Genomic DNA, 23017 nt, shown 5'->3' on the forward strand with positions numbered 1-23017 from the left:
TCAAAATAAGAAATAGCGTTGACCCATTGGTACTACGTCAACTGGATCACACGTAATGAGTTCCCCGTTTACTTTTACTTCATATGTTTGGGGATCTACAGTAATTTCAGGAGTTTCGGAATTAAGCTTCATATCCTTTTTTGTTAATTTTCGAATTCCATGAACAGGGAGTATTATTTTTTCCAATCCTAATTTCTCATGTACTTTGCCATCAAAGGCTGCTTGAGAGATAAAAGTAATCGAGCTTTTAGACAAAGCTTTCCCTATTGAGGCATACATCGGTCGATAAATAATCGGCTGAGGTGTCGGAATGGATGCATTGGCATCACCCATTAAGGCTTGAACAATAAAGCCATTTTTTAAAACGAGTTCAGGTTTCACACCGAAAAATGCTGGATTCCAGAGCACAAGATCAGCAATTTTCCCTACTTCCACAGAACCAACATGATCAGAAATACCATGCGTAATGGCTGGATTAATGGTGTATTTGGCAACGAAGCGCTTTACACGGTTATTATCTGAAAACTCGCTGTCTCCTTGCATGGTTCCTCTTTGTTTTTTCATTTTATCTGCGGTTTGCCATGTCCGTAAAATTACTTCTCCAATCCGTCCCATTGCTTGAGCATCAGAGCTGACCATACTAAATACTCCCATATCCTGAAGGATATCTTCTGCTGCAATTGTTTCCTTTCTAATTCGGGAATCAGCAAAGGCAATATCCTCTGGTACAGCAGGGTTCAAATGGTGGCAAACCATCAACATGTCTAGATGTTCATCAATAGTGTTCACGGTATAAGGCAATGTTGGATTCGTGGAGGACGGAAGAACATTCATAAAGCTGGCTGATTTAATTAAATCAGGAGCATGACCGCCACCTGCACCTTCGGTATGGTACATGTGTATAACCCGATCTTTAATGGCTGCCATTGTATTTTCCACAAATCCCCCTTCATTCAAGGTATCGGCATGAAGGGCTACTTGTACATCAAATTGGTCAGCTACTCTAAGGGAATAGTCAAGGGCAGAAGCGGTAGCTCCCCAGTCTTCATGAACTTTAAGCCCAATGGCACCTGCACGTACTTGTTCCGCAAGCGGTTCTTCTGCAGCAGCTTGACCTTTCCCGGTAAAACCTACGTTAATCGGCAACCCTTCAGCAGCTTCGAGCATCCGATGAATATTCCATTCACCAGGAGAAACGGTTGTTGCTCTGGACCCTGCGGTTGGACCGGTACCTCCTCCAATCAGAGTGGTCACACCTGAAGTAAGTGCTGTATCTACTTGAGCAGGATTAATAAAGTGAACATGAGTATCAATACCACCTGCGGTCACAATCATTCCCTCTCCGGCAATAATTTCAGTGGAGGCTCCAATAACAATATCAACACCATCCATTACTAATGGATTCCCCGCTTTGCCAATTGCAGCAATGACCCCATCACGAATACCAATATCAGCTTTATAAATTCCGGTATAATCCAAAATAACGACATTTGTAATCACCACATCTGGGATCCCATCCCCCCGTGTTACAAGTGGATGCTGCCCCATTCCATCACGAATGACCTTTCCTCCGCCAAAAACGACTTCCTCTCCATATGTTGTATGGTCTTTTTCAATTTGAATGATTAAATTTGTATCTGCTAAACGAATAGAATCACCTGCTGTTGGACCATACATTTCAGCATATTGCTTTCTCGTCATTTTAAAGCTCATTGAATAGCCCCTCTTTCTATGGATCCATCTGTTTTATTGTTAAATCCATATACTTTTCGTTCTCCACCATAAGGAACCAATTCTACTTCCTTCTCATCGCCAGGTTCAAAACGAACAGCAGAACCTGATGGAATGTTCAAACGTTTCCCGAATCCTTCTTCTCTATTAAATTGAAGAGATTCATTTACCTCATAAAAGTGGAAATGAGAACCAATTTGGACTGGACGGTCTCCAGTATTGGTAACAGAAATCTTTGACGTTGTTCTACCAACATTACAAATAATATCTTCTTCCTTCAAAAATAGCTGGCCTGGTTCCATTTCAATGTGTTCCATAAAGTTAAACCTCCAGTTCTTTCTTATCGAATTGGATCATGTACAGTTACAAGTTTTGTGCCATCAGGAAATGTAGCTTCTACTTGAATATCGTCAATGATATCAGGAATACCATTCATGACATCTTCACGAGACAGAATGGTTGCGCCAAATTCCATTAATTCAGCAACCGTTTTTCCATCCCTCGCACCTTCCAGTACTTCATATGTAATTAGGGCAACAGCTTCAGGGTAATTTAATTTTAATCCCCTTTCTTTTCGCCTTTTAGCAAGATCCGCTGCAACAACAATCATGAGCTTATCGATCTCACGAGGTAATAATTGCATTGTAAGCCTCCTTTTTTTCATTTAAATACCAAATAGATTTTCTTCCATTAAGAACATACTAAGATGTAGTTCTTTTTTAATAACAAACATAAATAGCCTTTCCATATAAATTGGATTTAAACTTTTTTTATTTAAATATTTATTTATAAGATGGAGTGATGTTTATGCTAAATGACAAAAGTATTTATTTGTCAAAAGGAGGGGTTACTTCAATTATTTTGGCGGCGCTGAGGGGGATCTCTCAAGTCATCTTTATTGAGAATGCTGTTTCCGGTTTCATTATTTTAATCGCTATTTCTCATTATTCTTTTGAATTAGGGATTATTGCTCTGTTGTCCTCCATTATTGGTGCGTTAATCGGAAAAATAGGAGGGGCAACTGAAAATAGTATATTTTCAGGTTTATACGGATATAATTCCGTCCTAACAGGCATTGCCCTTGCATTATTATTAACTGGAACTTCAAGGTGGTTCATTGCTTTATTGGGAGCCGTCGTCGCGGCTATCTTTTCAGCTATGATGATGCATGTTATGAAAATTTATGCACTTCCTATTCTTACTTTCCCTTTTATCATCCTGACTTGGTTTATGCTATTAGTTTCTTATCGATTAAAAGAATTCCAATTAAATAACACCCTCGTCCCTCAGAGTTTATCGCATTGGCAGCTAGATATTGCAGGAGAGGTAAATTGGACAGAGGGAACTTTTAATGGAATTGGGCAAATATTTTTTCTTGATAATAACTTATCTGGAGTGCTGCTGTTCGTTGCTGTATTTTTGGCTGGATGGAAACTTGGTCTTTATGCAGTAGTCGGAAATGTGGCGGCTTTAATCGTAGCTTACGGACTTGGAGGAGAACACTCATTAATTATTTTGGGGTTATACGGATACAATGCGATTTTGGCATGCATGGCAGTTGGAAGTGTGTTTAGCACTAGAGAAAATCGCTTTAGACATGTCTCAGGGATATTAGCTGCTTGTTTAACAGTCCCACTAATGGCAAGTACAAGTACCTGGCTTTTACCCTATGGGCTCCCTGCCCTAACAATGCCCTTTGTCCTTAGTACTTGGCTTTTTTTAGGGGCGAGAAAGGTTTTGCCATCATTGTAACTACGAGAAGGTCTCTTTCTAAATGTACTTGCCGATCAAAGCATACATTTATGATAGAGTGCTTTCTCTTTTTTTGGCTAGAAATTGTCCTCAAATCCCCCCGAGAAATATTTTACACATAGCTGACAACCGACCATTTCTCTATACATACAAATAGGACATATTATACAATTAGTGTAGGATTTTCAAGAAAAGTGCGGTGAGTTAATTGTTTAAACTGTTATTAATTGAAGATGATGTATCTCTATTTAATGAAATAAAAGAACGGTTAACCGGGTGGTCTTATGATGTTTATGGGATTACTGATTTTAGCCATGTCATGAAGGAATTTACGGCAGTAAAACCAGATTTAGTCCTAATTGATATCCAATTGCCTAAATTTGATGGCTTTCATTGGTGCCGGATGATCCGTTCTCATTCAAATGTTCCCATTCTATTTCTGTCCTCCCGAGATCATCCTACCGATATGGTGATGTCGATGCAGCTGGGCGCAGATGATTTTATTCAAAAACCATTTCATTTTGATGTGCTGATTGCGAAAATCCAGGCGATTCTGCGCCGTGTTTATAATTATAATACTGAGCAAATCCAGCTTAAAACCTGGTGTGGTGCAACCGTAGATTATGAGAAAAACATGGTCAGTCATGCGTCGGGCGTCGTTGAACTGACGAAGAATGAAACGTTTATCCTCAAAAAGTTAATTGAGCAAAAAAATAAGATTGTCAGCCGTGATGAGTTAATCAAGAGTTTATGGGATGATGAGCGTTTTGTCAGTGATAACACCTTAACGGTCAATGTCAATCGTTTACGAAAGAAGCTGGACGAGCTTGGTTTAGGACGCTATATCGAAACGAAGGTTGGACAAGGTTACATCGCGATCGAAGAGGCAAACGATTATGATTAAAACTTACTTTAGAGAAAGATGCAGCTGGATTTTTCTTTTCTTATTTTTGCAGGTGCTGATCCTTTTCATCGCCTATATAGATTCGGCAATTCCCTTCATGCCCCTCCTCTACATTGTTTTTTTATCAACAATAATCTTTATTATTTTTTTCATGATTCGCTATCATAAAGAGACAAAATTCTACGCTAGTTTAGCTGAATGGGAAAACAATCTTGATTTAACCTCGATTGTGGAAGCAGAAGGCCCATTTGAAAAAATTATTAAGACTAGCCTTGTGAATCAAACAGAGTTACTGAAACAAACCGTATCGAAAAATTGGGTAGATGTGGAGCAGGAAAAAGATGACCTTTTATCATGGATTCACGAAGTCAAAACCCCACTAACAGCGATGCATTTAATGATTGACCGGTTAGAGGACGAAGCCATGAAGTCACAACTAGCTCATGAATGGTTACGAATCCACCTGCTCCTTGATACACAGCTTCACCAAAAGCGGATCCCCTTTATGGAGAATGATTTATTTATAGAAGAAATTGAATTAAAGACCTTACTTTTTAAAGAGATTAAAACGTTACAATCCTGGTGTATGCAAAAAGGGATTGGCTTTGAGGTTAATTTAGAAGTGGCTGCCGTTTTAACGGATGCCAAGTGGCTGGCCTTTATTATTAGGCAGCTGTTAACAAATGCCGTGAAATACAGTGAGGAATCGGACATTCTAATTAAATGCTTTCAACAAGATGACCGTACTAAACTGATTGTGCAGGATTTTGGCCGGGGGATTGATGCTAGGGATTTACCACGGATATTTGAAAAAGGGTTTACCTCGACTTCAGTCCATCATGACAATGCAGCAACAGGCATGGGGTTATATTTAACTAAAAAAATTGCAAAATCCCTGTTGATTCATATTGAGGTGCGGTCAGAACTTGGGTTGGGCACCACGTTTACGTTAACCTTTCCAAAAAGAAATGAATTTGGTCATATTGCAGGCATGTGACAACAATGTCACATGCCTTTGCTATTTGTTAGACGAATCGAAGGAAAAGACTGCCAATGGCTTTTATAATCAAATTATCGAGAAATAAGGAGGGTATTTTGTAATGAGTATATTAGCAGCCCATAAAATTCATAAAAGTTTTGGCAATAAGCTGAATAAACAAGAAGTATTAAAAGGGATCGACATTAACGTGGAGAAAGGGGAATTCGTGAGTATCATGGGAGCATCTGGTTCCGGGAAAACGACCCTGCTCAATGTTCTTTCTTCCATTGATAAAGTAAGCGGCGGGACCATCATGATTGAAGGAAAAGAAATGACCGCCATGAAAGAAAAGCAGCTCGCTGAATTCCGCAAGCAGCATCTTGGGTTTATTTTTCAGGATTATAACCTGCTGGACACGTTAACAGTCAAAGAAAATATTCTCTTACCATTATCCATTATAAAGGTGTCAAAAAAAGAGGCTGATGAAAAATTTAAAGCTGTGGCGGATGAGCTAGGAATTTATGAAATAAAAGATAAGTATCCAAATGAAATTTCCGGCGGGCAGAAACAGCGTACTTCTGCGGCAAGAGCGTTTATTCATGAACCAAGTATCATTTTTGCTGACGAGCCGACTGGTGCGCTCGATTCAAAATCCGCTTCGGATTTGTTAAACAAATTAAGCGAATTAAATCAACATCGAAAAGCTACCATTGTGATGGTTACGCATGATCCAGTGGCAGCCAGCTTTAGCAGCAGAGTGGTTTTTATAAAAGACGGACAAATTTACACCCAGTTAAATAAAGGTGACCAATCACGACAGGCCTTTTTTAAAGACATCATGAAAACTCAAGGTGTATTGGGTGGTGTACCCTATGAGCGTTAACCAGCTTATTTTTCGTAACTTGAAAAAGAATTTAAAAAATTACTATCTTTATGTATTTGCGCTGATGTTTAGCGTGGCTCTTTATTTCGCCTTCGTTACGCTGCAATATGACCCAGCAATGAATGATACAAAGGATACCATGAAAGGAGCAGCATCCATCCGGGCTGCATCCGTTTTACTTGTCGCAATCGTCTCGATCTTTTTGCTGTATGCCAATAACATCTTCATTAAACGACGGAGCAAAGAAATTGGTTTATTTCAATTAATCGGGATGACCAAAGGCCGAATCTTTAACATCCTTAGTGCAGAGAATTTTATTCTTTACTTCGGTTCTTTAGTTGTCGGGATTTTTATCGGGTTTTCCGTTTCCCGATTAATTATTATGATTCTTTTTAAAATTACAGGGGTTGATGCGATTGCTGGCCTTCATTTTTCAGCAACGGCCTTGATTCAAACTCTTATTGTTTTTAGTATCATCTACTTTTTGATTATGCTGATGAATTTTATATTTATCAAAAGGCAAAGTATTCTTTCTTTATTTAGAGTCGTATCCTCTACAGAAGAGAGAGTCAAAAAATTGTCCATTTTAGAAATCATCATCGGGATTATTGGTTTGATTTTAATCATTTCTGGCTACTATATTTCATCGAAATTATTTGATGGCGCTTTTACCTCGATGATGGAACTGTTTGCTGCAATGATTTATATTCTCGGGTCAGTCATTATCGGAACCTACCTTTTTTATAAAGGATCTGTCAGTTTTATCTTTAATGTCATTCGGAAAAAGAAGGATGGTTATTTAAATATTAACCAGGTCTTATCGCTATCGTCGATCATGTTTCGGATGAAATCGAATGCCTTGTTATTAACCGTGATTACTACTGTATCTGCACTGGCGATTGGTTTATTGTCCTTAAGCTACATTTCCTATTATTCAGCAGAAAAGATGGCTGAAAATCAGGTAGCAGCTGATTTTTCGATAACCAATACAGATGATGCAGTGAAATTTAAAAAGGCACTAACCGAGAACAACATTTCCTTCAGTGAAAAAAAGATCGAGGTTATTCAGGTACAAGCTAATCTCAATGAAATTTTCGAGGCAAATCTAGATGAATTAATGGTGGACCCAAAAGCAATGACCCTGCCTATGGTTAGCGACGAGGCTGTTAACAACATTGATGTAGCTTCAGAGGAAACCGTTTTTACTGGTTATAATAATTTACTGCAGAAATTTATGAGTTTAAAAGGAGCTGGTGAAATTGAGTTAAAAGGTCAAAATGAAACGATACCACTTAGCTTCTTAGGTTTAAAGAAGGATTTCATCATTTCAGGTTATTTTACAAATGGCAGTCAACCTACTGCCATTGTTGACGAAACTGTCTTCAACCGCTTAAAGAAGGATGTAAATCCAGCGATTCAAAAGGAAACCTCTCTCTATATCGGGATAACTTTGAAAGATGAGGCCAATTTGGATCAAGCTAATGACCTTTTTAAGGAAATGAAGTTCACTGGAAAGGTAGAAAATACTTCTCGGCTGGATATTAGTAACGAGCAGAAAAAAATCATGGGTCTGATTATGTTTATCGTTGGCTTTCTAGGGCTAACCTTTCTGATCACATCGGGCTGTATTCTTTATTTTAAGCAAATGGGAGAGAGTGAAGAGGAAAAGCCAAGTTATACCATTTTACGAAAGCTTGGTTTTACCCAAGGTGACTTGTTAAAGGGAATTCAAGCCAAACAGCTTTTTAACTTTGGTATCCCTTTAGTGGTTGGATTGTTCCACAGTTATTTCGCCGTTCAATCAGGCTGGTTTCTATTCGGAACCGAAGTGTGGACACCGATGATTCTTGTCATGGTCCTTTATACCGGATTGTACTCCATTTTCGGCATCCTCTCCGTTCTTTATTACAAGAAAGTGATTAAGGAAGCACTATAAGAAAAGAAGCAGCCGTTATCACGCGGCTGCTTCTTTTAACACTTAACGATTATCTACCTTTTCTGGATAAAGGTCATGGTTCATTAATCGGTAATTGGCCATTTCTTCGTATTTGGTACCTGGTTTTCCATAGTTGCACCATGGGTCAATGGAAATGCCGCCACGTGGCGTGAATTTCCCCCACACCTCAATATAGCGTGGATCAAGCAATTTAATTAGGTCGTTCATGATGATATTGACACAATCCTCATGGAAGTCGCCATGATTTCTAAAGCTAAACAGATATAATTTCAAAGACTTGCTTTCGACAATCTTTTTATCTGGAACATACGAAATATACATAGTGGCAAAATCAGGCTGACGAGTCAGCGGGCACAAACTCGTAAACTCCGGACAATTGAATTTCACGAAATAATCACGTTCCGGATGGAGATTGTCGACTGCCTCCAATACCTCTGGTGCATATTCAAATGAATAGGTTGTACCTTGGTTACCTAATAGAGTTAAATCCTTTAATCCTTCTTCGTGGCTGCGGCCAGACATAAAAAAACCCCCTATAAAATGTGTCCCACACTTTTTAAGAGAGTTTCTTCTGAACATTCTATGCAAACGTAAGGATAAAAAACAAAAAAGCCACGTCCGATATGGACATGGCAGAAAGTCATGTATCCATAGTTTTTTATAGAGGGTATCAGCTATGAACCTCTCCCGATCAAGTACGGGTATTCTCATCTCTATATAATAAAGAACTGATTGGGATACGTCAAACACAATGTTATTGAAAAATTCCCTTGCTGCTTATATTTTATTTGAGATGTTCATTTAATACATTCTCTTCTAAGACAGAAAATTTATCACCGTAAACTTTGGTGATATGCTTTTCTCCCCAAGCACAAAGGGAATCTAAAATGCTTTGTAAACTCCAGCCGTATTCACTAAGCTCATACTCTACTTTTGGCGGAACTTGATTATATACAATTCTGTTAATCACACCATCATCCTCTAATTCCCGTAATTGCTGGGTTAACATTTTCTGAGTTATATCCGGCATCAAACGTTTTAACTCACTAGTCCGTTTCTTACCATGTGTTAAATGGCATAGTATAACACATTTCCATTTTCCTCCGATTACCTCTAATGTAGCTTCAACCGATATATTGTATTTCTTTTTCTTCAATTTAAAATCCTCCTAATTTATAGGCACTAAAAAGTATCTATGTCACTTCAAAGTATCTATATCACTTTAAAGTGCGTACTTCTCATCCACTCCTGTATATCCCATAATAACATTTGCCGGTTGAAATTTCACTTAAACATTTTTATATCGTTTGCCTTAAGCAAGTTAATTATTTTTTAGGAGGAGAAAAACAAATGACTTTAGATAAAAAACGAAGTACATTCGCACTACTGGCATTAGCTGTAAGTGCATTCGCCATAGGCACCACAGAATTTATTAGTGTAGGTTTATTACCGCTCATTTCGAAGGACTTACACATATCCGTTACAACCGCTGGCTTAACTGTTTCCTTATATGCGTTAGGAGTTACCTTTGGGGCACCTATTCTCACATCACTCACGTCGAGAATGTCACGAAAAACTTTATTACTTTGGATTATGGTTATTTTTATCATTGGAAATGGCCTTGCAGCAAGTGCTACAAGCATGGGTGTGTTACTCGCGGCTCGTGTTATTTCTGCCTTTTCACATGGTGTCTTTATGTCAATCGGTTCAACGATTGCTGCTGATTTAGTTCCGGAAAACAAAAGAGCTAGCGCGATATCGATTATGTTTTCAGGGCTTACAGTTGCGACCGTTACTGGCGTGCCATTTGGAACGTTTATGGGGCAGCAATTCGGCTGGAGAATGGCCTTTATTATCATTTTTGCCGTTGGGGTGATTGCTTTTATTGCAAACAGCATCCTTGTTCCATCTGATTTACGAAAAGGCACTCGGACAACATTCCGCGATCAGTTCAAATTAGTCACAAATGGACGTTTATTGCTGGTATTTATGATAACGGCGTTAGGTTACGGTGGAACATTCGTTGTCTTTACCTATTTATCCCCGATCCTGCAGGATATAACGGGATTTAAGGAAGGAACCGTTGCCGTGATCCTGCTCGTTTACGGTATCGCAATTGCTATTGGGAACATGGTTGGTGGTAAATTATCTAATCACAATCCAATTAAGGCATTATTTTATATGTTCATCGCTCAGGCAGTTGTTCTATTTGTGTTGATGTTTACCGCTCCTTTTAAAATAGTAGGCCTCATCACTATTTTCTTCATGGGACTGCTGGCTTTTATGAATGTTCCAGGACTTCAAGTGTATGTCGTTATGTTAGCCGAGCGATTCGTTCCGACTGCAGTAGATGTAGCGTCTGCCATCAATATCGCTGCATTTAATGCTGGAATCGCGATTGGTTCCTTTTTAGGAGGAGTTATTACCGATTCAATCGGACTGATTCATACCTCTTGGATTGGGGCATTAATGGTTCTTGGTGCGGTGGCCCTTACAGGCTGGAGCAGGAGGCTTGAACGGAAAGACCAAGAAGTGATCACGACGACTTGTGGAAAAAGTGTAAGTTGCTGATTTTAATCATCTAATAAAATAATTTTTGACTTCTAACTACAATACAGGGTTTCAAAAGGATTACCTTTTGAAACCCTGCCAACTTGTTTACCTATTTAATGGTGCCTGACACCATGGATTATTCTTTTACGGATCCACCTAATATTCCTGAAATGAAATGTTTTTGCAGCAGGAGGAAGAAGATCATAATCGGGATGGTAGATAAGGTGGTTCCTAGCATTAGTTGTCCATAATCAATTCTCGCCATGCCAATTAAACTAGATAATGCTACAGGCAGAGTAAACATTTCTTTTGAATTTAACGTGATCAGCGGCCAGATTAAACTATTCCACTGGGACATAAATAAAAATATCGACACCGCAGCTAGTGCAGGCCGTACCACTGGAAAAATGATCGTAAAGAATATTCTTATTTCTCCTGCCCCATCAACACGGGATGCTTCAATAATTGAATTAGGAACTGCCTGCATATTCTGCCTCATTAAATAAATAGCAAACGGCGATGCCAACGAGGGCAAGATGATTGCCTGATACGTATTTAACCAATTAAATGAAACCATTAATTCAAACAAAGGAATCAAGGTAACTTGGTACGGAATCATTAAGGAACATAAAATAACGAAAAAGAAGATTTTCTTTCCTTTGAATTTAAATTTTGCAAATGCATAACCCGCCATCGCACTAATAAGTGTGCTAACAGCTGTATAAACAAGAGCAATAAATAATGAATTCCAAAAGATTTTAGCGATCCCCAATGATTCATTCAGTGATTGAAAGTTCTTCGTTAAAAAATCACCTGGAATTAACTTTGGCGGAAGATGAAAGATATCCCCCGATTGGAGCGTCGAGCCGACAATCATCCAATAGAATGGACCAATCGATAAAATAGCACCCACTATTAACAAAATATAGATGATGATTTTCGTTTGAAGTTTGTTTGAACGTATCATTCTTCGAGATCACCTACCAATTTCATCTGAACCCAAGAAATTATGGCCGTTATCAGAACAAGTACATAAGCAATAGCCGATGCATAGCCGAAGTCAAAAAACTTAAAACCTGTTTCATATAAATAGAGTGTAATTGTCATCGTAGCATTATTCGGACCACCTTGCGTTAAAATAAACGGCTCATCAAAAAGTTGCAGCGTCCCGATTGTTGACATGACCACTGTAAAAATAAACACAGGTTTTAACTGCGGAATCGTAATCATAAAAAATTGTTTTACCTTACCTGCTCCGTCGATGCTGGCTGCTTCATATAATTCAGATGGGATATTTTGTAATCCTGCCAAAAAAATCACCATATTATATCCGGTCCATCTCCATGTCATGACAATCACGACTGAGACTTTCGCCCATAATGGCGTTGTCAACCATTGAATAGGTTTCACACCAAGAAATGACAAAAGATAGTTTACTAACCCAAAGTGCTCATCCAATAGAATCATAAATACAATCGAAGCGGCAACAAGGGCTGTAATGGCAGGCATAAAATACGAGATTCGAAAAAGTGCCTTACCTTTTAACATCGAAGAATGGAGCCCTACTGCCGCCAATAAGGCAAGAAACAACATGATAGGCACTTGGATAATCAATATTTGAAAAGTATTTAAAAGAGATTTATAGAATATGGGATCATGAAATAATCGAGAATAGTTTGCCCATCCCACAAAAGATTTTTCAACGCCGCGAACTTCTTGAAAACTTAGGATTAAAGAAGAGAGAACTGGATAAACCGTAAAAATTAAGATTAATAAAAAAGCCGGACCAAGAAAAAAGTATGGAGCATTTTTAGGAGTTAAAAAACTTGCTCTCGTTTTAGCTCGGATTTTTGGAGTGGTTTTTGCGACCTTTTCTATATGTGCCATCAAGATGCCCCCTTACTACTAAGAATGAATGATTTACTCAATCAAAGAGGCAGAGAGGAGGAACGTCCCCCTCCCTTCCCTTTTAACTATTTTTTTATTTCATTTTCTAATTGTTTTTGGGCATCTTTTAAGGCAGAGTCAACGGCTTTATTTTCAAGTAAAATCGCTGCTTGTGTATTACTCATAAGGGAGCTGGCTTTTGCATAGTTTTCGTTTAAATTTATTTGTGGAACTTGATCAACAATATCCGCAAACTTTTTGAAAATTGGACTATTGTTGAAATACTCACTATTCGCTGTAAATTGTGGGGCACTATAGGTTTTCTTCAAAGATGGAAATAATCCATATTTTTCAAAACCTAGCAGCTGAGACTCTTCATCTGTTGTAAAAAATTCAACAAACGCATAGGCTGCAGACTGATTTTTGCTCGTTGAAGGAATCAGTAACGATGAGCCCCCTACGTTGGCATATCTGGTGCCGCCCTCTTCAAAGCTCGGCAGATAAAAAACATCCCATTTCCCCTTTAAATCTGGCGCCTGATCCATGATTGTTCCTGTATACCAAACACCATAAGGAACGGTGGCTACACTGCCATTTACGGTAGCAGTAACAATCCCATCCCAACCCTTATTGTTTAAAATTAAATCCTCATCATGCAGCTGTTTGATGACATCCATCGCCCGAATCGCTTCTTTGGATTGTAAAGCAATTTTTCCTTCTTTATCAAAATATGATAGTCCTTGCTGCTGCATCATCATTTGAAAGACACCATCATAGTTCGGAATATCAATTGGTAATAGCTGGGCACCGGTCGCTGCTTTTATCTTTTTCCCCGCAGCAATGTAGTCATCCCAGGTTTTGATTGCGTTAGGATCAACCTTCGCTTTTTCAAAAAAGTCTACCCGATAAAATACCCCTGCCGGACCAATATCCCATGGAGCAGCAATGAATTCTCCATCCTTATTCTGTACAGCCGCAACCTTGGCTGGGTTAAAAGAATCTTTGTATTGATCATAGCCAAGCTTGTTTAAGGATAAAAATCCTGTCGGAAATTGATGAACATATCCCGGAATCCGTTCATCTTCCATTAGAATTACATCTGGTAAGCCTGATCCTCGTGCCGCTAAACCGACAGTTAATTTTTCATAAAGGTCTCCGCTATTGAAATCCTCCACTTTCACTTTTACATCTGGATATTGTTTCTGAAACTTAGCTACCGATTCTTTCATCGTTGCCGCGGCGATATCCCAGCCCCAAACAGTGATGGTCCCAGATGGATGCTTTGCATCCCCCGTTTTCACTTGATCTCCATCTGTTTTATTTGAGCAGGCCGCTAGTAATAATAGGAGTATCGCTAGCATTAAAGACATATACCTTTTCATGATTAATCCCCCAGTTTTGATCATTTATTTCACGTATCGGCGCTAACGTATGATTTAGAGATTTTATAGGCCTGCTGTTAATTGGGAGAATTGTGTTTTGCTCTAAAACAATAAATGGCCAACACGGATAGTCTAAATTATGAATTGATGGTTTCTGATTTAGTTGCTTTTTTTATATAGGAACGCCATGTAATGCACCATTTCTCCGGATTTTCAAAATAATCTTGTTCATCCACACGATGAATCGAGCTATTATGCGGGGCTGTTTTTACCTTCTCCGGATTTGTGTATGCCTCATTTGCAATATGTGATAGCGACGCAATGTATTCATCTAAATCAGCCTTTGAAAGGGATTCTGTCGGTTCAAGCGTAAACGGCTCAGGGACAATAAATGGATGGTGGCTGGACCAATAGTGATGGGCAAAGTCAGCCATACGGCGGGAAATATCTTCTGTCGTTACCCCTGTATCTTTCGTTAATTGCTCCCAGCTATAGCGAACCTGCTCCAGTCTTTTGCCTTTAATATACGGAGCATCCGCACCCTGAATGTTTACTATCTTGTGGTATAAATAATTGTTATTTAACACAGCCACTTTTGCTACGTCCTTAAGACCTTCTGCTCCCAGGGCCCTGATCCACGCGTAGGCACGCAGTACGGTTTGAGGAACCCCCTGAAATGAACGTACTTTGCCAATACTATGTCTCAAACTTTCATTCAAACTGTATTTCTCACCTTGCTTTTCCACTAGTGGTCCAGGCATAAATTCCTTTAACCTTTCGACGACACCCAACGCTCCAGTTGCCGGTCCGCCGCATGCATGCGGTGTGGAGAAGGTTTTATGAAGGTTAAAGAAGCACATATCAAAGCCTGCCTCTTTTGCCCGGGTGATGCCTAGTAAACCATTGGCATTCGCTTGGTCATAATAACAAATGCCGCCAGCGTCATGGACAATTTTAGTAAATTCTTTTATTCGTGGATTATAAATTCCTGTATCTTCAGGATTTGCCACGACGAAGCCAGCAGTCCTTTCGGAAACGGCAGCTTTTAGCTTTTCAATATCCGGAAATCCATCTTGATCGGGATATAACGTGATAATTTTGTATCCTTTTACTGCCGCAGTTGCCGCTTGTGATGGATGGGAAAAGATCGTTGTAATGATTTCGTTTCTCTGTTCACCTTCACCATTCGCTTCATGATAGGCGCGAACAATAGATGCCATCGTAAATAATGATTGCGTTCCGCTCCCAGGCTGGAAGGTAAAGTAATCCATACCTGAAATTTCTCTCATGCATAAATCCAATTTATGCATGACTTCAAGCATTCCTTGGACTGTACTTGCATCTTGCAAAGGATGAAGCTCAGTCATTTTCGGTGAGGAGGCAAATGCTTCATTAATTTTAGGGGAGTATTTCATCGTACATGTCCCTTGCCCAATTTCCACGTTGAATGCGGCCCCTAAGGTTTCTTGTGACAATCGTAAATAATGGCGTAATACCCTGTTTTGAGCGATTTCAGGTAAATTAGGAGTCCTTTTTCTAACCAGTTCAAATGGAATGGCCGAAACTCCATCTCCTACATTATTTGTTATCTCTTCTTCCACAGGGGGAAGGGTAATTCCTCGTTCACCGCTTTTATGGAGTTCAAAAATAATAGGCTCATCCCATTTTGCCTGGTGATAACTTCTAACCTTGTCTTCCCTATTAATTTTTTCCATGTACACCATTCCTTTCTTCACTAATTCCGATTGAACCTAGACAGTCTTGGATTGTACGGACTAACCGATCAATATCTTCTTTTGAATGAATTTCCGTTATGCAAAATAGTGAACATTGACCTAATTCTGGGAACTCGTCAGATAAATCTTTCCCCCCAAAAATCCCCTTGTCTAATAGATATTGATTCACTTCTTTGACGGTTTTGCCTGTATGGGAGAAGTCCACTACAAATTCTTTAAAATTCGTTGACTCAAATCGAGAGGCCACTAGATTAGGAATGTTCCCAAGCTGTTCCAGCGCATATTGTGATTTTTGCATAATAGACTTTCCAAGTTCATACATCCCATTTGGACCTAGCAAGGAAAGATATACGCCCGCTGTAATCCCCCATAAAGCTGTTTGGGTCCCGACGGATTCTTTGCCTTTTTCTCGTAAAGCAAAAGATGTTCGATCGTATAATACATCGCCAAAACCATACTCTCCCTTGACAACGGTAGGGGCAATTCCAAATAAGCGGGAAGGATACTCTTGTATAAAGGTCAAATCATCATGAGTAGCAATAAATCCTGACTGCCCGCCGCCATAATTCATATGCATGCCAAGTGGCTGCAGATCTCCACAAACGATATCGGCTCCATAATGGCTGGGAGGAGCAAGTACACCTAAAGAACTCGGATCAACACCAACAATCGTGATTGCCTCATAGCTTTTTGCCAGTTTACTAATCAATTGGCCTTGAGTTTCTAAAAAGCCCAAATAAGAAGGATTTTCAAAGTAAACAGCAGCAGTATCCGACGATAGCTTATTTGCAAAATCGGTCAAATTGATTTGTCCAGAGTCCTCTTCATAGTCAACAAGTACGCATTCAATATGCGGCGAGCAATAATTCTTAATTATTTTCAAACGATCAGGGGCAATCGTTTTCGGCAGTAGTACTTTATTTCGTCCTGTAATCCTACTTGCCATCCGGATGGAAGTTGCTGCAGCCTGCGCCCAATCAAAGGTTGGGACATTGACTACATCCATATCTACTAATTCTGCCATCAAACTTTGATACTCAAATAACGCTTGATATCTGCCATGATCTTCATATGGGTCTCCTGCATATGCCGTTAAAAATTCCGCCCGCTGATTCACTTCATCGCACACGGCAGGAACATAATGATTCCAACAACCTGCACCTAGAAAATTTAAATATTCTTTCGTATTAACATTTTTATTTAAAATTTCTTCGATATATCTTCTAAGCTCATATTCGGATAATGCCTTGGGAATATTCATTTCCTGCTTATACTGTAATTCTTCCGGAATTCCATCGAATAACTCATCAATTGTTTTAGCACCAATCTCTCTTAACATTTCCTCCTGTATTTCTGGAGCTGTATTCGGAATGTACGGATGGGCTGTTTTATTTTGTTTTTTCATCACTTTTACTCCTCCAAACTCGTTTTAGGCTAAACCGCCGCCGTCTACTGTTAACACTGTCCCTGTCACCCAAGACGCCATGTCACTTGCTAGAAACAACACTCCTTTTGCAATATCATGAGGTGTACCAATTCTCTCCAATGGCCGGCCTACAGCTGAAGAGGCAAGAAACGATGCTTCATCATGTTTCAATTGCTTGGCTTCATCTCGTAATAATGGTGTATCTGTGTCACCAGGACATAGGCAATTGACACGTATATTTTGTTTTCCGTGATCGATTGCCATTGCTTTTGTTAAGTTGACAACCCCTGCTTTCGCGGCACAATAGGAAGCTGCGACATCTCCCCCTTTTAAACCCCAGCCGGAGCCTGTATTGACAATGCTGCCGCCTCCGTTTTTTTCCATAATGGGGATGACGTATTTTGATAATAAAAAAGCACCTTTTAACGAAACATTAAGGACTAAATCCCAATCCTCTTCCGTATGGTCGACGACACTTTTTCTCCTAATCACTCCTGCATTATTAAACAACACATCGATTCTTCCAAATTCCACTTCTATTTGCTTGGCTGTTCCTTCACACTCCATCGCGGAAGTGACATCACATTTGAAAAATCCTACTTTCCAGCCTTTGTCCTTCATCTCGTTCGCTACACTGATTCCTCGGTCTTCGTTAATATCTATCATGGCTACATTGGCCCCTGTTTCCGCAAACAATTCAGCCGTTGCTAAACCAATACCAGAAGCAGCGCCAGTAATCGCAACCACTTTATTTTTTATTCCTAGTAATTCTTCATAATTCATTCTAAACACCAACCTTTCCTATCTCGTAGTCTTAAAAAAATTACTCTTTTCCTCCTTTGTTAACTTACAATCTATTACTTGCAATTACTGTGCCAATTTTAAGATTTGTTTAAAAACAGTCAAAATAGACTTATCTATTTCTAATGGTTGAGAATTGTGTCAAAAATGTCATAAAAAATGTCATTATTGACAACGCTTTCACTAATTCGATTGACTATTCAAAATTATAAAAATAGAATTGAAGTAACCTAGTCAAATAATTGGAGGGATGATTTGTTTGCTGCTACTCAATTCGATTTCAAAGGTTATCCAAGCTTTTTCAAGGCTCCTCCATGTTGATATTGCTTATTTTAATCCAGACGGCAAGCTAATTGCGGCAACTGAAGAATATGTACGCCGTAAAGGAAGGAAGGTTTATGTTCCATTTTTCAACTCATTGTTTGGGCACCATATTACGCTTCTACACCAGCCTGGAAAAATGAAGACGTGTGAAGGCTGTCATTTTATCAATAACTGTCCTTCTAAAGCTGAGCTTATTCAAGACATGATTATTAACGGTAAAAAATATGGCTACTTATCCTTTGTCAGCTTCTCTCAAGAAAACGAGAAAATCCTTATCGAAAACAAAGAGTTTTATGTTGAATGGCTCTCGCGTTTGCGGGAAATTATTATTTCGATTTTACGAGATATTGATGATTTCAAGGTATCTGAACATAATGTACCCTTAAGCACAAACTACATATTTGGAAATAGCCAGTCCTTTATGCAAATTGATAAACTGATTAAAGGCATTAGAAATAGCACCTCCTCTGTGTTAATTACAGGCGAAACGGGTACTGGAAAAAGTTTGTTAGCTCAATATATCCATCAGCACAGTCTTGTAAGAAAGGGACCCTTTATCGAATTAAATTGTGCTACGATTCCAGAGAGTTTATTTGAAAGTGAATTATTTGGCTATGAAGAAGGCGCTTTTACAAATGCCCGAAGAAAAGGAAAACCAGGCTACTTCGAGCTAGCCGATAATGGAACACTATTTTTAGATGAAATTGCTGATTTACCCATTAGTTTGCAGCCAAAATTATTAAAAGTATTGCAGGATGGAATCATCCAGCGGCTGGGTGGCACCACTTCAAAAAAGATCAATGTCCGTCTGATCGCGGCTACGAATCAGCCTTTAGATGAATTAATGAATGAAAAGTTATTTCGAGCTGATTTATTTTATCGATTAAACGTCATTCCCCTTACAATTCCACCATTAAGGGAAAGGATGGAAGACTTAGAATTATTAGTCGGACACTTTATGGAAAAGTTACAGGATCGGACAGGCAAATACATTCATTCCTGTACGAAAGAATATTTGAAGATATTATCTTCCTGCCACTGGCCAGGAAATTTACGTGAGCTTGAAAATGTCATTGAATATAGTATGAATATAGAAACTGGAACCACTTTAAGTAAGAACTCTCTCCCCCCAAATCTCTTGAAAAAACATAGCATGCAAAAGTCAACTGATGAACACGAACCCGCACTGATTGAGGCCGAAAGAGAGGTCATTATTCGGAAACTGCAAGATTATGGATATAGCCATACCGGAAAACAAATGGCGGCAAACGACCTAGGTATAAGCCTTCGCACATTATATCGAAAGATTGAAAAACTCCAAATTCGGACATAAATAGGAAAAAAAGCGAAGATTACACATAAGTGATCCTCGCTTTTTTCTTACGGTCTATCTTTTATTAGTACTGTTCGCGTCCCAGTTCTACAGCTTTTGTATTCTCGGTGTTGAAGGACGAAATCCGGAAAGTGAGCGAAAAATCCTCAAATGCACAACGGTATTTTTCTAGTTGATTTTGTCCACAGGAATTGCTCCCGAGACCATTTTGTTTGTAGTCCAGATTTAAGACGACATACTCTTTTGGCTGCAAATCAACTGTATGCTTTGCCTGTTCCATGTCGCTGATTTCATAATGGGAAGCGCTAAAATTGAACGTATCCTTTGCAATAAATATGAGACCATTATTTTCATGATCAGTAAAGCTGACCCAATCACAATCGGAACGATTGCCATTTTCCTGCGGTTTCACATAGTTCGTAAACAATTCATCCACGGTTTTTCTGTAAACCCCTAAATGATTTGCTTGTTTAGAGTCAATATAACTTTCTCCTGGGCCTCTGCCACGCCACTCGATGTGATTAAAATCAGGGCTTAATTGGAGCTGTAGACCTAAACGCGGTACCATAACCGGCGCATTTTCTTTTAGACCTGAAGCAATGCCATCCACAGTACAAATAATGTCACCATCTGGATAGATGCGGTACTGATATTGCAGTTGATAGTACCAAGAGCTATTCGTTGTCCCATATACTGCCTCGGTACGCCATTCAAACACTCCGTCCTTCAAACCAAACTGAACATCTTCAACGATCTCATGGCCTAAATGCATGAAATATTTAGTTCGGTAATCGGAGAGTAAGTACATATCATTGTCGATGGGTGCGCGCCAGAAATTGAACTTCGGCCCCTTCTCAATCTGCGTTTTCCCATTGCGGGATACTTGTTTTAATGTCCCTTTTACACAGTCAAAGTTCACTGTGAAATCAGCACCTGAAACAGTTAGTAAAGCTCCCTCTTTTGTTACGTTAAGGTCTCCGCTTGGATGTTTTTTGGTCAACTTTCCTTTTCCAGGGAGCACAAACGAAGCATTTGCTAATTCATGACCTTTTGCAGCCCATTGGGTAGCGTGGTTAAGTTTGTAAGAAAAGGTGAAATAATAGTTTGCGCCACTGACTTTTTCAAAATCTTGTCTAATCGGCACCTGAATTTCGGCCATCTCACGTCCAGCCAACCTAGGAAGATCCACAGGGAATGTCTCTATTAATTGATTGTCTTCATAGAGAGAACAAGTTAATTCCAAATGATCTAATGATAGAAAGTCATAACGATTAATGAGTCGGAATATGCCCTTTTCTGCATCCATACATTCGGTTTGAACGGGCTCAATCACTTTCTTGTATTCAAATAAACTTGGCGAAGGCGTACCATCAGGCATGATTAACCCATCAATACAGAAGTTTCCATTCGTAGGGTCATCACCAAAATCGCCGCCGTACCTATAGTAAACCGTGCCATCCTCTGCAACGGTTTCAATTCCGTGATCAAACCACTCCCATATGAATCCGCCTTGCAGCTTATCATATTGATAAAATAAATCTTGATATTCTTTTAGATTTCCGGGACCATTTCCCATGGCATGCGCATACTCGCAGAGAATATGCGGTTTAGTTGATTTTTCAATCACTTGATCCATCGTCAGCCTGTCCCCATGTGGTTCCAGCCATGTATACATCGTGCTGTAAACATCTGTTACTTCTGCCTCAAAATCACCCTCATAATGAACAAGTCGAGTCGGATCCATTTCCTTGGCACGCTTTGCCATAGCACGGAAATTGTGACCAAAAGATGATTCGTTTCCAAGTGACCACATGATAATACATGGATGGTTTTTGTCACGCGCAATCATCCGCTCAAGTCGTGATACATAGGCCATTTCCCACTCTGGGTCATTGCTGATCCAATCATATTTTCCGGTCAATTCAAATCCATGACATTCTAAATCTGTTTCATCAATCACATACATTCCATATCGGTCACAAAGATCATATAAAACAGACGAATTTGGATAATGGGCTGTTCGAATAGCGTTGATATTGTTTTGCTTCATGGTCTTAATATCCCGCTCAATTTCCTCTTTCGTTACCACTCGTCCAGTCTTAGGGTTATAATCATGGCGGTTTACACCCTTCAATTTAATCGCCACTCCATTAACCAGGAAGGTATCACCTGATAGAACAATGGAACGGAATCCAACATGTTGGTGAATCACTTCAATAATCCGATTATCCTCTTTTACTGTCATAGAAAGATGATACAAAGAAGGGTCTTCCGCACTCCACTTCAATGGGGCTGTCATATCTTTGGTAAAAGGTAAATTTGCCGCTTTTTCCTCGATAAAAACTTGATTTCCCGATGGATCCTTTAATTCATAAACAATCGTTTGACCGCGCTGTTCTGTCAGCTTAACTGACACCGAGAGTACTGAATCCTGATTGTCATTTGTGAGTTCCGTTTTTACCGTGTAGTCATAAAGCCCGGCTATTGGTCTTGTATATAGCTCCACATCACGAAAAATCCCACTCAGCCACCACATATCTTGGTCCTCTAAATAGGTGCCGTCCGACCATTGAAACACTCGAACAGTTAAGTTGTTCATTCCTTGACGGCATAAATTCGTAATATCAAATTCCGCTTGAATCCGTGCACCTTTGCTATAGCCGGCAAATTCTCCGTTTATATACACTTCATAAGCAGAATCGACGCCATTGAAACGAAGGATTAACTGTTCTTCGTCAAGGTTTCGATGTAACTCGAATTCCCGGCGATAAATCCCTGTTGGGTTTTCCGTTGGGACACGCGGCGGGATAAGCGGAAAGTTATACCATAGATCGGAATAGTGCATCTTCCCATAACCTTGGAGCTGCCAGTTGCCGGGAACAGTAATATCATCCCAACTAGCTGTATTTAAACCGTCTTGATAAAAGACATCCGGCCAATATTCTGGTGCTTCGAGAAAGACAAATTTCCATGTTCCATTAAGGTTTTGATAATAGTGCGTATTGGGTGCCACACCTGTTTCTGCCGCTTCACGTGAAGGATAACTGAAATAATGAGTGCGTGCACTCAAGCGATTAATCCCATCTGTATGGATGTCTTCCCATCTTTTCCATTTTTTCATGATTCACCCTCGCAATCAGTTGAATTTTGGTTAAACAGCGGTAACAAAGACAAAACTACCTTTTTAATCTCTTAAAATGTCCTCAATAAACCGGCTTAAAGACAAAACTACCTTTCTAATCCCTCTAACTGTCTTCAATAAGCTGGCGTTAAAGACAAAACTACTATTCCAATCCCTCAAACTGTCCTCAATAAGCTGGCTTAAGGACAAAACTACCTTTCTAATCCTTCAAACTGTCCTCAATACGC

19 protein-coding genes and 1 riboswitch are annotated in these 23017 nt (G+C 39.4%); of the genes, 7 read left to right on the forward strand and 12 right to left on the reverse strand.

The window, feature by feature from the left end; genetic code table 11:
* The 3 genes from ureC to AC3ANL_RS23610 are packed head-to-tail and all read right to left on the reverse strand — an operon-like array spanning position 1 to position 2374.
* Positions 1–1713, reverse strand: coding sequence for an urease subunit alpha (gene ureC / locus AC3ANL_RS23600; RefSeq protein ID WP_488326749.1), 1713 nt, complete (start codon positions 1711–1713; stop codon positions 1–3).
* The gene (ureB, locus tag AC3ANL_RS23605) at positions 1710–2033 is read right to left on the reverse strand and encodes an urease subunit beta (RefSeq protein ID WP_488329818.1); all 324 of its coding nucleotides are present in this window, start codon (positions 2031–2033) and stop codon (positions 1710–1712) included. The genes ureC and ureB overlap by 4 nt, the downstream gene beginning before the upstream one ends.
* A gap of 38 nt (positions 2034–2071) precedes the next feature.
* Complete coding sequence (locus AC3ANL_RS23610; protein WP_066250648.1) at positions 2072–2374, reverse strand: urease subunit gamma; 303 nt, start codon at positions 2372–2374, stop codon at positions 2072–2074.
* Between the two features lie 164 nt (positions 2375–2538).
* On the opposite strand from AC3ANL_RS23610, the gene AC3ANL_RS23615 reads away from it, so the two are divergent.
* The 5 genes from AC3ANL_RS23615 to AC3ANL_RS23635 all read left to right on the forward strand — a co-directional run bounded on the left by AC3ANL_RS23615 (position 2539) and on the right by AC3ANL_RS23635 (position 8185).
* Positions 2539–3483, forward strand: a complete 945-nt coding sequence (locus tag AC3ANL_RS23615) for an urea transporter (protein ID WP_488326750.1) — start codon at positions 2539–2541, stop codon at positions 3481–3483.
* A gap of 208 nt (positions 3484–3691) precedes the next feature.
* Positions 3692–4387, forward strand: coding sequence for a response regulator (locus tag AC3ANL_RS23620; protein WP_488326751.1), 696 nt, complete (start codon positions 3692–3694; stop codon positions 4385–4387).
* Complete coding sequence (locus AC3ANL_RS23625) at positions 4380–5384, forward strand: sensor histidine kinase (RefSeq protein WP_488326752.1); 1005 nt, start codon at positions 4380–4382, stop codon at positions 5382–5384. Before AC3ANL_RS23620 ends, AC3ANL_RS23625 begins: the two co-directional genes overlap by 8 nt.
* Before the next feature lie 103 nt (positions 5385–5487).
* Positions 5488–6249, forward strand: a complete 762-nt coding sequence (locus AC3ANL_RS23630; RefSeq protein ID WP_488326753.1) for an ABC transporter ATP-binding protein — start codon at positions 5488–5490, stop codon at positions 6247–6249.
* The gene (locus tag AC3ANL_RS23635) at positions 6239–8185 is read left to right on the forward strand and encodes an FtsX-like permease family protein (protein WP_488326754.1); all 1947 of its coding nucleotides are present in this window, start codon (positions 6239–6241) and stop codon (positions 8183–8185) included. The genes AC3ANL_RS23630 and AC3ANL_RS23635 overlap by 11 nt, the downstream gene beginning before the upstream one ends.
* A 42-nt stretch (positions 8186–8227) precedes the next feature.
* Here AC3ANL_RS23635 and queF read toward each other — a convergent pair whose 3' ends face one another.
* Together queF and AC3ANL_RS23645 are read right to left on the reverse strand one after the other, a co-directional pair.
* Positions 8228–8728, reverse strand: a complete 501-nt coding sequence (queF, locus tag AC3ANL_RS23640) for a preQ(1) synthase (RefSeq protein ID WP_098532388.1) — start codon at positions 8726–8728, stop codon at positions 8228–8230.
* 122 nt (positions 8729–8850) lie between these two features.
* Positions 8851–8897, reverse strand: a riboswitch (PreQ1 riboswitch).
* A gap of 93 nt (positions 8898–8990) precedes the next feature.
* On the reverse strand, positions 8991–9362 hold the full coding sequence (locus AC3ANL_RS23645) for a winged helix-turn-helix transcriptional regulator (RefSeq protein ID WP_488326755.1): 372 nt from the start codon (positions 9360–9362) through the stop codon (positions 8991–8993).
* A gap of 194 nt (positions 9363–9556) precedes the next feature.
* On the opposite strand from AC3ANL_RS23645, the gene AC3ANL_RS23650 reads away from it, so the two are divergent.
* Positions 9557–10777: an MFS transporter gene (locus tag AC3ANL_RS23650; RefSeq protein ID WP_488326756.1), complete on the forward strand. Its 1221-nt coding sequence runs from the start codon at positions 9557–9559 to the stop codon at positions 10775–10777.
* A 118-nt stretch (positions 10778–10895) separates the two neighbouring features.
* Here AC3ANL_RS23650 and AC3ANL_RS23655 read toward each other — a convergent pair whose 3' ends face one another.
* The 6 genes from AC3ANL_RS23655 to AC3ANL_RS23680 all read right to left on the reverse strand — a co-directional run bounded on the left by AC3ANL_RS23655 (position 10896) and on the right by AC3ANL_RS23680 (position 17973).
* Entirely contained in the window at positions 10896–11726 is an 831-nt protein-coding gene (locus AC3ANL_RS23655) for a carbohydrate ABC transporter permease (protein ID WP_488326757.1), read from the reverse strand.
* Positions 11723–12646 (reverse strand): carbohydrate ABC transporter permease, encoded by a 924-nt coding sequence (locus AC3ANL_RS23660; RefSeq protein ID WP_488326758.1) that lies wholly within the window; start codon positions 12644–12646, stop codon positions 11723–11725. The genes AC3ANL_RS23655 and AC3ANL_RS23660 overlap by 4 nt, the downstream gene beginning before the upstream one ends.
* Positions 12647–12732: 86 nt before the next feature.
* The gene (locus AC3ANL_RS23665) at positions 12733–14028 is read right to left on the reverse strand and encodes an ABC transporter substrate-binding protein (protein WP_488326759.1); all 1296 of its coding nucleotides are present in this window, start codon (positions 14026–14028) and stop codon (positions 12733–12735) included.
* A 137-nt stretch (positions 14029–14165) separates the two neighbouring features.
* Positions 14166–15743 carry an aminomethyl-transferring glycine dehydrogenase subunit GcvPB gene (gcvPB, locus tag AC3ANL_RS23670; RefSeq protein ID WP_488326760.1) on the reverse strand — a complete coding sequence of 526 codons (1578 nt, stop codon included), beginning with the start codon at positions 15741–15743 and terminating at the stop codon, positions 14166–14168.
* Positions 15730–17169 carry an aminomethyl-transferring glycine dehydrogenase subunit GcvPA gene (gcvPA, locus tag AC3ANL_RS23675; protein ID WP_488326761.1) on the reverse strand — a complete coding sequence of 480 codons (1440 nt, stop codon included), beginning with the start codon at positions 17167–17169 and terminating at the stop codon, positions 15730–15732. Before gcvPA ends, gcvPB begins: the two co-directional genes overlap by 14 nt.
* Positions 17170–17193: 24 nt before the next feature.
* Positions 17194–17973 carry an SDR family NAD(P)-dependent oxidoreductase gene (locus tag AC3ANL_RS23680; protein WP_488326762.1) on the reverse strand — a complete coding sequence of 260 codons (780 nt, stop codon included), beginning with the start codon at positions 17971–17973 and terminating at the stop codon, positions 17194–17196.
* Positions 17974–18250: 277 nt separating this feature from the next.
* Between AC3ANL_RS23680 and AC3ANL_RS23685 the strand changes: the two genes are divergently transcribed.
* Complete coding sequence (locus AC3ANL_RS23685) at positions 18251–19648, forward strand: sigma-54 interaction domain-containing protein (RefSeq protein ID WP_488326763.1); 1398 nt, start codon at positions 18251–18253, stop codon at positions 19646–19648.
* A 64-nt stretch (positions 19649–19712) separates the two neighbouring features.
* On the opposite strand, the gene ebgA is transcribed toward AC3ANL_RS23685, so the two are convergent.
* Complete coding sequence (gene ebgA / locus AC3ANL_RS23690; RefSeq protein WP_488326764.1) at positions 19713–22769, reverse strand: beta-galactosidase subunit alpha; 3057 nt, start codon at positions 22767–22769, stop codon at positions 19713–19715.
* Between the last annotated feature and the right edge of the window lie 248 nt (positions 22770–23017).

The sequence above is a fragment of the Neobacillus sp. DHD-1R genome (genome assembly GCF_057747995.1).

Bases quoted from the DNA above. Each gene is read 5' to 3' on its own strand.
- ureC (WP_488326749.1), bottom strand. From the start codon at position 1,713: ATGAGCTTTAAAATGACGAGAAAGCAATATGCTGAAATGTATGGTCCA.
- ureB (WP_488329818.1), bottom strand. From the start codon at position 2,033: ATGGAACCAGGCCAGCTATTTTTGAAGGAAGAAGATATTATTTGTAAT.
- AC3ANL_RS23610 (WP_066250648.1), bottom strand. From the start codon at position 2,374: ATGCAATTATTACCTCGTGAGATCGATAAGCTCATGATTGTTGTTGCA.
- AC3ANL_RS23615 (WP_488326750.1), top strand. From the start codon at position 2,539: ATGCTAAATGACAAAAGTATTTATTTGTCAAAAGGAGGGGTTACTTCA.
- AC3ANL_RS23625 (WP_488326752.1), top strand. From the start codon at position 4,380: ATGATTAAAACTTACTTTAGAGAAAGATGCAGCTGGATTTTTCTTTTC.
- AC3ANL_RS23630 (WP_488326753.1), top strand. From the start codon at position 5,488: ATGAGTATATTAGCAGCCCATAAAATTCATAAAAGTTTTGGCAATAAG.
- AC3ANL_RS23635 (WP_488326754.1), top strand. From the start codon at position 6,239: ATGAGCGTTAACCAGCTTATTTTTCGTAACTTGAAAAAGAATTTAAAA.
- queF (WP_098532388.1), bottom strand. From the start codon at position 8,728: ATGTCTGGCCGCAGCCACGAAGAAGGATTAAAGGATTTAACTCTATTA.
- AC3ANL_RS23650 (WP_488326756.1), top strand. From the start codon at position 9,557: ATGACTTTAGATAAAAAACGAAGTACATTCGCACTACTGGCATTAGCT.
- AC3ANL_RS23655 (WP_488326757.1), bottom strand. From the start codon at position 11,726: ATGATACGTTCAAACAAACTTCAAACGAAAATCATCATCTATATTTTG.
- AC3ANL_RS23660 (WP_488326758.1), bottom strand. From the start codon at position 12,646: ATGGCACATATAGAAAAGGTCGCAAAAACCACTCCAAAAATCCGAGCT.
- AC3ANL_RS23665 (WP_488326759.1), bottom strand. From the start codon at position 14,028: ATGAAAAGGTATATGTCTTTAATGCTAGCGATACTCCTATTATTACTA.
- gcvPB (WP_488326760.1), bottom strand. From the start codon at position 15,743: ATGGAAAAAATTAATAGGGAAGACAAGGTTAGAAGTTATCACCAGGCA.
- gcvPA (WP_488326761.1), bottom strand. From the start codon at position 17,169: ATGAAAAAACAAAATAAAACAGCCCATCCGTACATTCCGAATACAGCT.
- AC3ANL_RS23680 (WP_488326762.1), bottom strand. From the start codon at position 17,973: ATGAATTATGAAGAATTACTAGGAATAAAAAATAAAGTGGTTGCGATT.
- ebgA (WP_488326764.1), bottom strand. From the start codon at position 22,769: ATGAAAAAATGGAAAAGATGGGAAGACATCCATACAGATGGGATTAAT.